Source organism: Plantactinospora sp. B6F1, assembly GCF_040120695.1.
GTDB lineage: Bacteria > Actinomycetota > Actinomycetes > Mycobacteriales > Micromonosporaceae > Plantactinospora.
The window spans coordinates 238,857-253,174 of sequence record NZ_JBEEAC010000006.1; the positions used below are offsets into that span (position 1 = coordinate 238,857).

A 14,318-nucleotide genomic window follows, 5' to 3' on the forward strand; every position below is an offset into this window, starting at 1 on the left:
ATGCGGTGGTCTGAGTCATGCGAATTCCTGTTTCCTGGCTGCGCGAGCATGTCGAGCTGCCCGCCGAGCTGAGCGCCGAGGAACTGGACCAGGCGCTGGTCAATCTCGGCATCGAGGTCGAGTCCATCGTGGACCTGCGAGGCACCGTCACCGGATCGCTGGTGGTCGGCGAGGTGCTGGAGATCGAGGAGCTGACCGGGTTCAAGAAGCCGATCCGGTTCGTCCGGGTCGACGTCGGCGCCGCGAACGGCACCGGCGAGCCGCAGGAGATCGTCTGCGGGGCGACCAACTTCGCCGTCGGCGACCGGGTGGTGGTGATCCTCCCCGGCGGCGTACTGCCCGGCGGGTTCGCGATCGGCGCCCGCAAGACGTACGGGCGCAACTCCAACGGGATGATCTGCTCGGCTCGCGAACTGGGGATCGGCGACGACCACGCGGGCATCCTGGTGCTGCCCGAGGACGTGCCGGCCAAGCCCGGCGACGACGCGCGGCCGGTGGTCGGGCTCGACGACGTGGTGGTCGAGGTCGAGATCACCCCGGACCGGGGGTACGCGATGTCCGTACGCGGCCTGGCCCGGGAGCTGTCGCACGCCTTCGAGGTGCCGTTCCGGGACCCGGGGCGCTCGCCCGCCCCCGGTGCGACACCGGAACCGGCGTACCCCGTCCGGGTGGTCGACACCGTCGGCTGCGACCGGTTCGCCGCGCGGGTGGTCCGGGGCATCGACCCGGCCGCCGAGTCACCGAAGTGGATGCGGCAGCGGCTCACCCACGCCGGCATCCGGACCATCTCCCTGCCGGTCGACATCACCAACTACCTCATGCTGGAGCTGGGCCAGCCGATGCACGCCTTCGACCTGGACGCGCTCCGGGGCGAGTTGGTGATCCGCCGGGCGGTGCCGGGGGAGCGGCTGACCACGCTGGACGGGGTCGACCGGGCCCTCGACCCGGAGGACCTGGTGATCTGCGACGCCGGCCTGCCCGGATCGATGGCCGGTGACGGCGGGGTGCCGATCTCGCTCGCCGCCGTGATGGGTGGCGAGACCAGCGAGGTCGCCGACAGCACCGTCAACGTGCTCTTCGAGGCGGCGCACTGGGACCCGGTGGTGGTCGGCCGGACCGCCCGCCGGCACCGGCTGTTCAGCGAGGCCGCCAAGCGCTGGGAGCGCGGCGTCGACCCGGCGCTGCCGCTGGTCGCGCTGGAGCGGGCGGTGGAGCTGCTCACCACGTACGGTGGCGGCACCGCGGGCGCCGAGGTGCTCGACGTCGACCACGTCAGCCCGCCGCGCCGGATCGTGATCGACGCGGACCTGCCGGCCCGGCGGGCCGGGGTGCCGTACGGGGCGGCCCGGACCGTGGCGCTGCTGGAGCGGGTCGGCTGCGTGGTGGCGGTCGGCGACGCGCGGAGCGTGGCCGGCAACGGGCGGGCCGCCGTCGCCGGCAACGGGCACGGCGGCCGGCACGCGAGCGGGCCGGACACCCTGGTGGTGACCCCGCCGACCTGGCGGCCGGACCTCACCGACCCGGCGGACCTGGTCGAGGAGGTGATCCGGCTGGACGGCTTCGACAAGGTGCCGTCGGTACTGCCGGTCGCCCCGCCCGGCCGGGGGTTGACCCCGGAGCAGCGGCGCCGCCGCTCGGTGAGCCGTACGCTCGCCGAGAGCGGCTTCGTCGAGGTGCTCACCCCGCCGTTCGTCGCCGCGGAGCTGTTCGACCTGCTCGGCCTGCCCGCCGACGACCCGCGCCGCACCGCCGCACGGCTGGCCAACCCGCTGGCGGACACCGAGCCGCTGATGCGGACCATGCTGCTCGGCACCCTGCTCGGCGCGGTGCGCCGCAACCTCGGCCGCGGCCACCGCGACGTGGCGCTCTACGAGATCGGCATGGTCTTCCTGCCCCGTCCCGGGGCCGGCACGCCGCCCGCGATGGGTGTCGACCACCGGCCGGGCGACGAGGAGTTCCGGGCCGCCGACGCCGCCCTGCCGGACCAGCCGTGGCGGGTCGCCGCGGTGCTGACCGGCGAGGTGGAGCCGGCCGGCTGGTGGGGTCCGGGACGCCCGGCCGGCTGGGCCGACGCCGTGGAGGCGGGCCGGACGGTACTGGCCGCCGCCGGGATTCCCGGCGAGCGGGTGGTGGTCCGGCAGGCGGAGTACGCGCCCTGGCACCCGGGGCGGTGCGCCGAGTTCCGGGTCGACGACGTGCCGGTGGGGCACGCCGGGGAACTGCATCCGGCGGTACTGGCCGAGCTGGATCTGCCGCCCCGGACCAGTGCCCTGGAGATCGACCTGGATGCCCTGCCGTCCGCCCCGGTGGTGCCGGCACCCCGGATCTCCGGCTATCCGCCCGCGCTGATCGACGTGGCGCTGGTGCTGGACGCCGCCGTCCCGGCCGAGGAGGTGGGCCGGGCGCTGGCCGAGGGCGCCGGTGAGCTGCTGGAGTCTATCCGGCTCTTCGACGTGTACGCCTCCGAGCAGTTGGGGCCGGGGCGCCGGTCGCTGGCGTACAAGCTGGTGTTCCGGGCGCCGGACCGGACGTTGACCGGCGAGGAGGCGGTGGCCGCCCGGGACGCGGCGGTGGCCGAGGCGGCCCGGCGGTTCGGTGCGGTGCTCCGGGGTGCGTGAGCCGCTGCTGGTGGCCGCCGCGCGTGGCGCGGCGGCCACCAGCGTGAGATAACTCTCTGTCACAACTTTCGGGCTCTCTGCCATGGTCGGTTTGGTCACCTTCCGCGCCCGAAATCACCTGACTTCGCCGGTGAAGGTCACGTGTTGATATCCAGATGTGATCTTGGACTGGCCGTGCAAAGTGGCTCTCGGGTATGGTCGCCGACAGCCCGATACAGGCCGCGCGCCGCCGATCATCGGCAGTTCCCGGCGGATGCCACTGACGCAAGTCGAGGCGGGTACGTCGACGGGAGACCGCCGACACTCGCACTCGCCGGAATGGAGATCGTGTCCGCGTTAGCAGTGAAATCCCTGTACAAGATTTTCGGTAGCGGGGCCGAAACGGCGGTACGACGCCTCGCTGACGGTGCTGAGCGCGACCAGGTAATGGCGGATCTACCCGTCACCGCCGCGGTGATCGACGCGACCTTCGAGGTGCAACGCGGCGAGATATTCGTGGTGATGGGCCTCTCCGGTTCGGGGAAATCCACCCTCATTCGAATGCTCAATGGTCTGGTGAAGCCGACCCATGGCAGCGTGCAGGTCGAGGGCGTCGAGCTGACCAACATGAAGCCCGCCGCACTACGCAAGTTGCGCCGCGAAAAGATCAGCATGGTATTCCAGCACTTCGCGCTTCTTCCGCATCGAACGGTGCTGGAAAATGCCGGTTACGCGCTGGAGGCGGCCGGCCGGTCGCGTACCGAGCGTCATGAGCGCGCACTCGACGCGCTCCGGATGGTCGGGTTGGAGGGCTGGCAGGACAAGCTCCCACAGGAACTGTCCGGTGGCATGCGTCAGCGGGTCGGCCTCGCTCGCGCTCTCGCCGCGGGTACCGAGGTCATGCTGATGGACGAGGCGTTCTCCGCGCTCGACCCGCTCATCCGTCGTGAGGTCCAGGACCAGCTCCTGGAACTACAGGCCGAGCTCGGCAAGACCATCATCTTCATCACCCACGACCTCAACGAGGCGATGCGGCTCGGCGACCGGATCGCCGTCATGCGTGACGGCCGGATCGTCCAGATCGGTACCGCCGAGCAGATCCTCACCGATCCGTCCAACGACTACGTCGCACAGTTCGTAGCCGACGTGGACCGGACCCGCATCCTCACCGCGTCGTCGGTGATGGAGAAGCCGCTGAGCGTGGTGGACGTGCACGCCGGCCCCCGGGTGGCGGCGCGGACGCTGCGGGAGACCCAGACCTCGGTCGTCTACGTCACCGGACGGGGCCGGCGGTTCCTCGGCACGGTCACCGAGGACCAGGTGGACCGGGCGGTCCGGGAGGACCGGCAGGACCTCGGCGGGATCGTCTCGACGGCGAACGTCCGGTCCGTGGCGGACGACACCCCGATAGCGGATCTCTTCACCACCTGCGCGGAGAGCTCGCATCCGGTGGCCGTGGTGGACGCCGACGGCCGGCTGGCCGGTGTGATCCCCCGGATCACCCTGCTCAGCGCGCTGGGCAGCATCGGCGCCAACCCCGCCGACGCCGATCCCGACGACTCCGCGCCCAGCGCAGAGAGCAACCCGGACGCGGCCGCGGTGGTCGACGGACCGGACGCCGGCGACATCCGGGACGACGCGACACGGGTCGCAACCTTGGCCGAGCCGGCACAGCCGAAGGGGGAACCGGTATGACGAGCGCCGACAACCCCCTGAACGACGTAGTGCCGTACGTCCCGATCGGTGACTGGACCGAGCGCGGCGTCGACTGGGCCACCGAGCACTTGGGGACGATCTTCGAGGGCATCGCCACCTTCGTCGACTCGCTGGTCAGCCCGCTGGTCGACCTGCTCAACGCCCCGCCGGCGATCGTCGTGGTGGTGCTCTTCGCGGCCCTCGGCTGGTGGCTGCGCGGCTGGAAGTTCGGCCTCGGTACGGCGATCGGGCTCGGTCTGGTGGCCGGGATGCCGTACTGGGACGAGACCATGCACACCCTGGCCCAGGTCCTGGTGTCCAGTGTCCTGGCGCTGCTGTTCGCGGTGCCGATCGGCATCTTCATCTCGGAGAACCGGCGCGCATCGGCGGTGGCCCGGCCGGTGCTGGACCTGATGCAGACCATGCCGGCGTTCGTCTACCTGATTCCGGCGATCTTCTTCTTCGGCATCGGCACCGTGCCCGGCGTACTGGCCACCGTGGTGTTCAGCATGCCGCCGGGGGTCCGCCTCACCGAGCTGGGCCTACGCCAGGTGGACCGGGAAGTGATCGAGGCCGGAGAGGCGTTCGGGGCGTCGCCCTGGATGGTCCTGCTGCGTACCAAGCTGCCCCTGGCGTTGCCGACCATCATGACCGGGGTCAACCAGGTCATCATGCTGGCCCTGTCGATGGTGGTCATCGCCGGCATGGTCGGTGCCGGGGGACTGGGCGACGTGATCATGCTGTCGCTCTCCAGGGTGCAGGTGGGCCAGGGATTCGAAGGGGGCATCGCCGTCGTGATCCTGGCCGTGGTGCTCGACCGGCTCACCGACTCGATCGGCGCGCGTACCGCCACCGCGAAGGCGCAACGCGCCGCACAACGGGCCTGATCAGAGCAGACCTCGGGCCAACACCATCCCGACCCGCAGGGAGGTCTGGTGCCGGCGCCCTGCCTCGCTGACCGCGAGCTTCGTCGGTGTCTTGGTAACAAAGGAAGGAAACACCATGTGGAGCAAGACCTTGCGGCGCGGCATCGCGCTGGCGGCCACCGCCGCCCTGGCGCTGGGTGCCGCCGCCTGTGGCAGTGATGCCGACGACTCCGGCTCGACCGGAGACTCCAAGAAGATCACCATCGGCTACATGGCCTGGGACGAGGCAATCGCCGCCTCGTACCTGTGGCAGAAGGTCCTGGAGGACAAGGGGTTCGAGGTCGAGCTCAAGAATCTCGAGGCCGGTCTCGTCTACGGTGGCCTGGCCACCGGCGACATCGACCTTTTCCTGGACGGCTGGCTGCCGCAGACCCACGCCTCGTACTGGGAGCAGTACGGCGACAAGCTGGAGAAGATCGGGGTCTGGTACGACAACGCCAGCCTGAGCATCGCCGTGCCGAAGTACGTCGACGGGGTCGACTCGCTGGAGGACCTCGCGGCCAAGGCGGACACCTTCGGCGGTGAGATGATCGGCATCGAGCCGGGCGCCGGATTGACCGCCGCCACCCAGGACAAGGTCATTCCCGGGTACGGGCTGACCGACGTGATGAAGCTCAAGACCTCGTCCACCCCGGCGATGCTGGCCGCCCTCGACCGTGCCATCGCCGGCAAGAAGCCGATCGTGGTGACGCTCTGGCACCCGCACTGGGCGTACGCGAAGTACGAGCTGAAGGACCTGGCGGACCCGAAGGGCACGCTGGGGCAGGCCGAGGAGGTCACCACGCTGGCCCGGGCGGGCTTCGGTGAGGACTTCCCGGAGGTCACCGCGATGCTGCAGAAGTTCAAGATGGACAACCAGCAGCTTGGCTCGCTGGAGGACCTGATGTTCAACGTCCACAAGAACGACGAGGCGAAGGCCGTCGACGAGTGGCTGAAGGCGAACCCGGACTACCTCGGCACGCTCAGCTGACGACAACACCGCCGACCCCCGCCGGGCCCGGCCCCGCTCCGCTGTGGGCGCGGGCCGGGCCCGCGGTGGTCGCGGGACCTCGCAACGAAAGATAATTCGGTCCGCTGCATAGACTTGCAGTGGCCGGCGGTGTTTGCTAGCGTGCTCACTGCATAGAAATGCGGAGGTGGGCATGGGAATTCGAGTCGCGGTCGCTGGCGCGAGTGGTTACGCGGGCGGCGAACTGCTCCGGTTGATCTCCGGACACCCCGAACTCGACCTCGTCGCCGCCACCGCACACAGCCAGGCCGGTCAGCCGGTTGCCTCCGTACATCCGCAGCTCACCGGCCTGGACCTGGTGTTCGGCCGGACCGATCCGGCGGTGCTCGCCGACGCGGACCTGGTCTTCCTGGCCCTGCCGCACGGCGAGTCGGCGGCGCTGGCCGCGGCCCTGCCGGACGGGGTGCGCCTGGTGGACCTGGGCGCGGACCACCGGCTCACCGACGCGGCGGCCTGGACCCGCTACTACGGCGGCACCCATGCCGGTGCCTGGACCTACGGACTGCCCGAGCTGCCCGGCCAGCGGGCGGCGATCGCCGCTGCGACCCGGGTCGCCGCCACCGGCTGCTACGCGGTGGCAACCACTCTCGCGCTGGCTCCACTGCTCGCCGCCGGGGTGGCCGCCCCGCACGACGTGGTGGTGGTCGCCGCCTCCGGCACCTCCGGAGCCGGCCGGTCGGCCAAGCCGCACCTGCTCGGCAGCGAGGTGATGGGCGACCTCTCGCCCTACAAGGTCGGCGCGCACCAGCACGTTCCCGAGATCAAACAGGCCACTGGGGCGAGCGGACTCTCCTTCACCCCGGTACTGGCCCCGATGCCGCGCGGCATTCTGGCCACCGTGACCGCGCTGCCCGTGGGCGAGACCCCGGCCGACCCCCGCGCGGTGCTGGCGCAGGCGTACGCGGACGCGCCGTTCGTGCACCTCCTGCCCGAGGGCCGGTGGCCGCACACCGCCGCCACACTGGGCGGCAACTCCTGTCATCTGCAGGGGACCGTCGACGTCGACTCCGGTCGACTGATCGTGGTCAGCGCCGTCGACAACCTCGGCAAGGGCGCCGCCGGCCAGGCGGTGCAGTGCGCCAACCTGATGCTCGGGCTGCCGGAGACCATCGGACTGACCGCGCACGGAGTAGCACCGTGACCCGGATGGCACCTGGGAGGCATCGACCTGGCAGTCGTCCGGAGCGGCGGCGACCGGGCTGCCGGCACGCGACGAGGGAGGTTTGATATGAGCGTCACCGCGCCCCGGGGGTTCCGGGCGGCCGGCGTCGCCGCCGGGCTCAAGTCCGGTGGTGCCCCGGACGTCGCGCTGGTGGTCAACGACGGACCGGATACCGCGGCGGCCGGGGTCTTCACCGCCAACCGGGTCAAGGCGGCACCGGTGCTCTGGAGCCAGCAGGTGCTCCGGGGCGGCCTGCTCCGGGCCGTGGTGCTCAACTCCGGCGGTGCCAACGCCTGCACCGGGGCGCCCGGCTTCCAGGACACCCACGCCACCGCCGAACACGCCGCCGCCGCGCTCTCCAGCGCCGGCGACGGCGGACCGGCGGTCGGCGCCGGCGAGGTGGCCATCTGCTCCACCGGGCTGATCGGCGAGCGACTGCCGATGCAGCGGCTGCTGCCGGGCGTGGACGCGGCGGTGGCCGGACTGAGCACCGACGGCGGACCGGCGGCGGCCGAGGCGATCATGACCACCGACACCCGGTCCAAGACGACCGTGGTCACCGGCAGCGGCTGGACCGTCGGCGGGATGGCCAAGGGCGCCGGCATGCTCGCCCCCGCGCTGGCCACCATGCTCTGTGTGGTCACCACCGACGCCATCGCCGGGCCGGCGGTGCTGGACGAGGCGCTCCGGGAAGCCTGCCGGGTCAGCTTCGAGCGGGTCGACTCGGACGGCTGCCTCTCCACCAACGACACGGTGCTACTGCTGGCCAGCGGCGCCTCCGGGATCGCACCGACCCAGGCCGAGTTGACCGCCGCGGTCACCGAGGCCTGCCGGGACCTGGCCCGGCAACTGGTGGCCGATGCCGAGGGCGCCAGCAAGGAGGTCGCGATCGAGGTGGTCGGGGCGGCCGACGAGGACGACGCGGTCGAGGTCGGCCGTGCGGTGGCCCGGAACAACCTGGTCAAGACGGCACTCTTCGGCAACGACCCGAACTGGGGCCGGATCATCGCCGCCGTCGGCACCACCGGCGCCGCCTTCGAACCGGACGCCATCGACGTGGCGGTCAACGGGATCTGGGTCTGCCGCTCCGGGGCCGCCGCCGAGGACCGGGCCAAGGTCGACCTCTCCGGTCGGCAGGTGACCATCCGGATCGACCTGCACGCGGGCCCGTCCGAGGCGACCGTCTGGACCAACGACCTGTCGCACGCATACGTGCACGAGAACTCGGCGTACTCAACGTGAGCGCGAGGAACGCAGCGGAGCGGAGTCCCGCAGTCGTGAGCGGGAGGTGGGCACGGTGAGCGCGAGGAACGCAGCGGAGCGGAGTCCCGCAGTCGTGAGCGGGAGGTGGGCACGGTGAGCGCGAGGAACGCAGCGGAGCGGAGTCCCGCAGTCGTGAGCGGGAGGCGAGCCCGGTGAGCGCGAGGAACGCAGCGGAGCGGAGTCCCGCAGTCGTGAGCGGGAGGCGGGTACAACCGTGATGCTGACCCGCGACCTGACCGAGGCGCAGCGGAAGGCGGCCACCCTCATCGAGGCGCTGCCCTGGCTGGCCCGTTTCTCCGGCTCGACCGTGGTGGTGAAGTACGGCGGCAACGCAATGATCGACCCGGAGTTGCAGCGGGCGTTCGCCGCCGACATGGTATTCCTGCGCTACGCCGGGTTGAAGCCGGTGGTGGTGCACGGCGGCGGCCCGCAGATCTCCGCCATGCTGCGCCGGCTCGGCATCGACAGCGAGTTCAGGGGCGGGCTGCGGGTGACCACGCCGGAGGCGATGGACGTGGTCCGGATGGTGCTGGTCGGCCAGGTCGGCCGGAAACTCGTCGGCCTGATCAACGAGTACGGCCCGTACGCGGTCGGCCTCTCCGGCGAGGACGCCCGACTCTTCACGGCGGTACGCAAGCCGGCGTACGTGGACGGCGAACCGGTCGACATCGGCCAGGTCGGTGACGTCGACCAGGTGAACGTCTCGGCGGTCGCCGACCTGATCGCGGCCGGCCGGATCCCGGTGATCTCCACCGTCGCGCCGGACGCCGACGGCGTGCTGCACAACCTCAACGCCGACACCGCCGCCGCCGCGTTGGCCGTCGCGCTGCGAGCCCGAAAGCTGGTGGTGCTCACCGACGTACCCGGGCTCTACGCCGACTGGCCGGACACCGGCAGCCTGGTCTCCGAGATCACCACCGGTCAGCTCGCCGACCTGCTGCCCACACTGGAGTCGGGGATGGTGCCCAAGATGGAGGCCTGCCTGCGGGCGGTCAGCGGCGGGGTGCCGGCGGCACACGTGGTGGACGGCCGGGTGGCGCACTCGACCCTGCTGGAAGTTTTCACATCGGAAGGATTCGGCACGATGGTGGTTCCCGAGCCCGGGGCGGTCTCGCCATGACGAGCCTGGTCGACCGCTGGACGCAGTCCATGATGGACAACTACGGAACACCGCAGCTCGCGCTGGTCCGCGGCAGCGGCGCGGTCGTGGTCGACGAGGCCGGCCGGGAGTACGTCGATCTGGTCGGCGGCATCGCGGTCAACGCGCTCGGGCACGCCCACCCGGCGGTGGTCGAGGCGGTTTCCCGGCAGGTCGCCACCCTCGGGCACGTCTCCAACCTCTTCGTCGCCGAGCCGCCGGTGGCGCTGGCCGAACTGCTGCTGGCGCTGGCCGGCCGGGCTGGCCGGGTCTTCTTCGCCAACTCGGGCGCGGAGGCGAACGAGGCCGCATTCAAACTGTCCCGGCTGACCGGGCGCACCCACGTGGTCGCCACCGAGGGTGGCTTCCACGGCCGGACGATGGGCGCGCTGGCGCTCACCGGCCAGCCTGCCAAGGCCGACCCGTTCCGCCCGCTGCCCGGCGAGGTGACCCACGTCCCGTACGGCGATGTCGCGGCGCTGGCCGAGGCGGTCACCGAGCAGACCGCGATGGTGATCCTGGAACCCGTGCAGGGTGAGAACGGCGTCGTCGTACCGCCGCCCGGCTATCTCGTGCAGGCCCGGCGGATCACCGCCGAGCGCGGCGCGTTGCTGGTGCTCGACGAGGTGCAGACCGGGATCGGACGTACCGGGCACTGGTTCGCGCACCAGGCCGACGGGATCGAGCCGGACGTGGTCACCCTGGCCAAGGGGCTCGGCGGCGGGCTGCCGATCGGCGCCTGCCTGGCCTTCGGTGACGCCGCCGCGCTGCTCCGGCCGGGACTGCACGGCACCACGTTCGGCGGCAACCCGGTGAGCTGCGCCGCCGCCCTCGCCGTCGTCTCCACCATCGCCAACGAGGGACTGCTCGACCACGTGAAGCGGGTCGGCGAGCGGCTCCGGCGCGGGGTGGAGGCGCTGAACCACCCGCTGGTGGCGCAGGTGCGCGGCACCGGGCTGCTGCTCGGCATCGTGCTGCGCGCACCGGCCGCCGCCGCGACCGCCGGGGTGTTGCGGGACGCCGGCTTCCTGACCAACCCGGTGCAGCCGGCGACGCTCCGGCTGGCCCCGCCGCTGATCCTCGGCCTGGACCAGGCCGACGCCTTCCTCGCCGCCCTGCCAGCGGCACTGGACGCGGCGGCTCCGGCTCCACGGGACGCGGACGCGGCGGCTCCGGCTCCACGGGGCGCGGACGCGGCGGCTCCGGCTTCGCTGGAGACGGCAGCCTCGGCTGCGGCGGAGACGGCGGGCGGGACCCTCGCCGACGGGACCGGGGGTGGCCACTGATGCCCCGGCACCTGCTGCGCGACGACGACCTCAGCCCGGCCGAGCAGGCGGCCGTGCTGGACCTCGCCGCCCGGATGAAGACCGACCGGTACGCCCTGCGTCCGCTCGCCGGCCCTCGGGCGGTGGCGGTGCTCTTCGACAAGCCGAGTCTGCGCACCCGGCTCTCCTTCGACGTCGGCGTCGCCGAGTTGGGCGGCCACCCGATCGTGGTGGACACCCAGGTCACGCACTTCGGCCGGGGAGAGTCGCTGGCCGACGCGGCCCGGGTGCTGTCCCGGTACGTCGCCGCCATCGTGCTGCGTACCTTCGGCGACGACCGGATCGCCGAGCTGGCGGATGGTGCGACGGTGCCGGTGGTGAACGGGCTGACCGACGGCTTCCACCCCTGCCAGCTCCTGGCCGACCTGCTCACCGTCCGTGAGCGCTGTGGCGGCACCGCCGGGCGGACCCTGGCGTACCTCGGCGACGCGGCGAACAACATGGCGCACTCGTACCTGCTCGGCGGGGCGACCGCCGGGATGCACGTCCGGGTCGCCGGCCCGGCCGGGCACGAACCCGACCCGGCCGTACTGGACCGGGCCGCCGGGATCGCCGCCGGCACCGGCGGCTCGGTACGCGTCCTGCGCGACCCGGTCGAGGCGGTGGCCGGCGCCGACGTGGTCGCCACCGACACCTGGACCTCGATGGGGCAGGAGGACGACGGCCGGGACCGGTTCACCGCGTTCCAGCCGTACCAGGTCAACCGGGCCCTGCTGGCCGGTGCCGGCCCGGACGTCGTGGTGCTGCACTGCCTGCCGGCGCACCGGGGCGAGGAGATCACCGACGAGGTGCTCGACGGCCCCCGGAGCGCGGTCTTCGACCAGGCGGAGAACCGGCTGCACGCCCAGAAGGCACTGCTGGCCTGGCTGCTGGAGCGGCACGCCGAGGAGCGGGTGCCGGCCGGGGAAGCCGCGTCGCAGCCGGCCGGCGAGCCGTCGGCCGCCTCGGTCATCGCCTCGGTGGTCGGCGAGTCGGCATGACCGGACCACTGACCCGGGCCGCCCGGCACGCCCGGATCGTCGACCTGATCCGCGAGCGGGCGATCCGTTCCCAGACCGAGCTGGCCGACCTGCTCGCCGCCAGCGGTGTGCAGGTCACCCAGGCCACCCTCTCCCGCGACCTGGACGAGCTGGGCGCGGTCAAGGTGCGCGGCGGCGACGGGCCGGCCGTCTATCTCATCCCGGAGGACGGCAAGCGGCCGCTGCGCGACGCCGAGCAGGCGCCGGCCCGGCTGATCCGGCTGCTCCGTGAACTGCTCAACGGGGTCGACTCGAGCGGCAACATCGCCGTGCTGCGCACCCCACCCGGTGCCGCCCAGTACCTGGCCAGCGCGCTGGACCGGGCGGGGCTGCCGGAGGTCGTCGGCACCATCGCCGGCGACGACACCATTCTCGTGGTGACCCGCGAGGCCACCGGCGGCGCGGCACTGGGGGAGAAGCTCTCCGCCTGGGCCGGCCGGGAAGAGCATGCGGAAGGGAGCGCCACGCCATGAGCGAGCGCGTCGTACCGGCGTACTCCGGGGGCCTGGACACCTCGGTCGCCATCCCGTACCTGGCCGAGCAGACCGGCGACGAGGCCAAGGGTTTCGTGCCGCTCTGTGGCCTGCCGAGCAAACGGGCGTCGGCCCGGGACGCCCGGCTGGGCGGTGTCGAGAGGTGACGGTCAGAATGGTCGGCGTGGACGACAAGAGCCTGACCGAGAACAGCGCCGGAACCAACCGTACGAGTCTCTGGGGTGGCCGGTTCGCCGGTGGTCCCGCCGAGGCGTTGGCCCGGCTGTCGGTCAGCGTCCAGTTCGACTGGCGGCTCGCCCCGTACGACCTGGCCGGCTCCCGGGCACACGCCCGGGTGCTGGCCGCCGCCGGGCTGCTCGACCCGGACGAGCTGGGCCGGATGCTGGCCGCGCTGGACGACCTGGAGGCGGCGGTGCGCACCGGCACCTTCCGGCCCACGGTCGAGGACGAGGACGTGCACACCGCCCTCGAACGCGGCCTGTTGGAACGCCTCGGCACGCTCGGCGGCAAGCTGCGGGCCGGCCGGTCCCGCAACGACCAGGTCGCCACCGACCTGCGGCTCTATCTGCGCGATCACGCACGCGGGCTGGCCGCCCGGGTCGTCGGGCTGGCCGACGCGCTGGTCGAACAGGCCGCCCGTAACCTGGAGACCCCGGCGCCGGGGATGACCCATGTGCAGCACGCCCAGCCGGTCACCTTCGGGCACTGGCTGCTGGCGCACGTCCAGCCGCTGCTTCGGGACCTGGAGCGGCTGCGCGACTGGGACCACCGGGCGGCGGTCAGCCCGCTGGGCGCGGGCGCGCTGGCCGGCTCCGGGCTGCCGCTCGATCCGGTGGCGGTCTCCAAGGAGCTGGGCTTCCGGACCTCGTTCGCCAACTCGATGGACGCGGTCGCCGACCGGGACTTCGTGGCCGAGTTCCTCTTCGTCACCGCGCTGATCGGGGTGCACCTGTCCCGGCTCGGCGAGGAGGTGGTGATGTGGACCTCCCAGGAGTTCGGCTGGGTGGAGCTGGACGACTCGTTCGCCACCGGCTCGTCGATCATGCCGCAGAAGAAGAACGCCGACGTCGCCGAGCTGGCCCGGGGCAAGTCCGGCCGGCTGATCGGCGGGCTGGTCGCCGTACTGACCATGCTCAAGGGCCTGCCGATGGCGTACGACCGGGACATGCAGGAGGACAAGGAGCCGGCGTTCGACGCGATCGACACGCTCGACCTGGTGCTGCCGGCCCTGGCCGGCATGGTCTCCACGATGACCGTCCGGGTGGACCGGCTCGCCGCCGCCGCCCCGGTCGGTTTCTCGCTGGCCACCGAGGTCGCCGACTGGCTGGTCCGTAAGGGCGTGCCGTTCCGGGAGGCGCACGAGGTGACCGGGCGGCTGGTGGCGCTCTGCGTGGCCCGCGAGTGCGAGCTGGACGAGGTCTCCGACTCCGACCTGGGGCTGGTTAGCGAGCATCTCGACCCGGGCGTGCGGGACGTGCTCTCGGTCCGCTCCGCGCTGGCGGCCCGGACCACTCCCGGCTCGACCGGTCCGGTACCGGTCGCCGACCAGCTCGCCGCCGTCACCGACCAGCTCGACGGCTGGCGGGAGTGGTCCACCGAGCAGGTGCTTCCGCGCACCTGACGAAGACCGTCGCCTGCCGCGCACCGCGTCCGGACCGGCCCGGGACCACGGTCCCGGGCCGCCGTCCCT

At 72.3% G+C, this 14,318-nt stretch carries 11 protein-coding genes and 1 pseudogene; all 12 read left to right on the top strand.

Features of this window, described 5'->3' with window-relative positions; translation table 11 throughout:
• Window positions 1–17: 17 nt before the first annotated feature.
• The 12 genes and pseudogenes from ABNF97_RS11790 (at window position 18) to argH (ending at window position 14,249) form a co-directional block, all read left to right on the top strand.
• Window positions 18–2,618: a phenylalanine--tRNA ligase subunit beta gene (locus ABNF97_RS11790; protein WP_349338550.1), complete on the top strand. Its 2,601-nt coding sequence runs from the start codon at window positions 18–20 to the stop codon at window positions 2,616–2,618.
• Window positions 2,619–2,936: 318 nt separating this feature from the next.
• Entirely contained in the window at window positions 2,937–4,292 is a 1,356-nt protein-coding gene (locus tag ABNF97_RS11795) for a quaternary amine ABC transporter ATP-binding protein (RefSeq protein WP_502930475.1), read from the top strand.
• Window positions 4,289–5,179, top strand: a complete 891-nt coding sequence (locus ABNF97_RS11800; RefSeq protein WP_130460235.1) for an ABC transporter permease subunit — start codon at window positions 4,289–4,291, stop codon at window positions 5,177–5,179. Before ABNF97_RS11795 ends, ABNF97_RS11800 begins: the two co-directional genes overlap by 4 nt.
• Window positions 5,180–5,294: 115 nt before the next feature.
• Window positions 5,295–6,188, top strand: coding sequence for a glycine betaine ABC transporter substrate-binding protein (locus ABNF97_RS11805; protein ID WP_130460234.1), 894 nt, complete (start codon window positions 5,295–5,297; stop codon window positions 6,186–6,188).
• Window positions 6,189–6,360: 172 nt separating this feature from the next.
• The gene (gene argC / locus ABNF97_RS11810) at window positions 6,361–7,368 is read left to right on the top strand and encodes an N-acetyl-gamma-glutamyl-phosphate reductase (RefSeq protein WP_349338552.1); all 1,008 of its coding nucleotides are present in this window, start codon (window positions 6,361–6,363) and stop codon (window positions 7,366–7,368) included.
• Between the two features lie 87 nt (window positions 7,369–7,455).
• Window positions 7,456–8,631 (top strand): bifunctional glutamate N-acetyltransferase/amino-acid acetyltransferase ArgJ, encoded by a 1,176-nt coding sequence (gene argJ / locus ABNF97_RS11815; protein ID WP_349338553.1) that lies wholly within the window; start codon window positions 7,456–7,458, stop codon window positions 8,629–8,631.
• Window positions 8,632–8,866: 235 nt separating this feature from the next.
• Window positions 8,867–9,772 carry an acetylglutamate kinase gene (gene argB, locus ABNF97_RS11820; RefSeq protein ID WP_130460231.1) on the top strand — a complete coding sequence of 302 codons (906 nt, stop codon included), beginning with the start codon at window positions 8,867–8,869 and terminating at the stop codon, window positions 9,770–9,772.
• A complete protein-coding gene (locus ABNF97_RS11825; protein WP_349338554.1) occupies window positions 9,769–11,076 on the top strand; it encodes an acetylornithine transaminase in 1,308 nt (435 codons plus the stop codon). Before argB ends, ABNF97_RS11825 begins: the two co-directional genes overlap by 4 nt.
• Window positions 11,076–12,095 carry an ornithine carbamoyltransferase gene (argF, locus tag ABNF97_RS11830; protein WP_349338555.1) on the top strand — a complete coding sequence of 340 codons (1,020 nt, stop codon included), beginning with the start codon at window positions 11,076–11,078 and terminating at the stop codon, window positions 12,093–12,095. Before ABNF97_RS11825 ends, argF begins: the two co-directional genes overlap by 1 nt.
• Window positions 12,092–12,607 (top strand): arginine repressor, encoded by a 516-nt coding sequence (locus ABNF97_RS11835; RefSeq protein ID WP_130460228.1) that lies wholly within the window; start codon window positions 12,092–12,094, stop codon window positions 12,605–12,607. Before argF ends, ABNF97_RS11835 begins: the two co-directional genes overlap by 4 nt.
• Window positions 12,604–12,690 (top strand): annotated as a pseudogene (locus ABNF97_RS11840) (argininosuccinate synthase domain-containing protein); the annotation flags it as partial. The gene ABNF97_RS11835 and the pseudogene ABNF97_RS11840, both read left to right, overlap by 4 nt.
• Before the next feature lie 92 nt (window positions 12,691–12,782).
• Entirely contained in the window at window positions 12,783–14,249 is a 1,467-nt protein-coding gene (argH, locus tag ABNF97_RS11845; RefSeq protein ID WP_130465537.1) for an argininosuccinate lyase, read from the top strand.
• Window positions 14,250–14,318 lie beyond the last annotated feature (69 nt).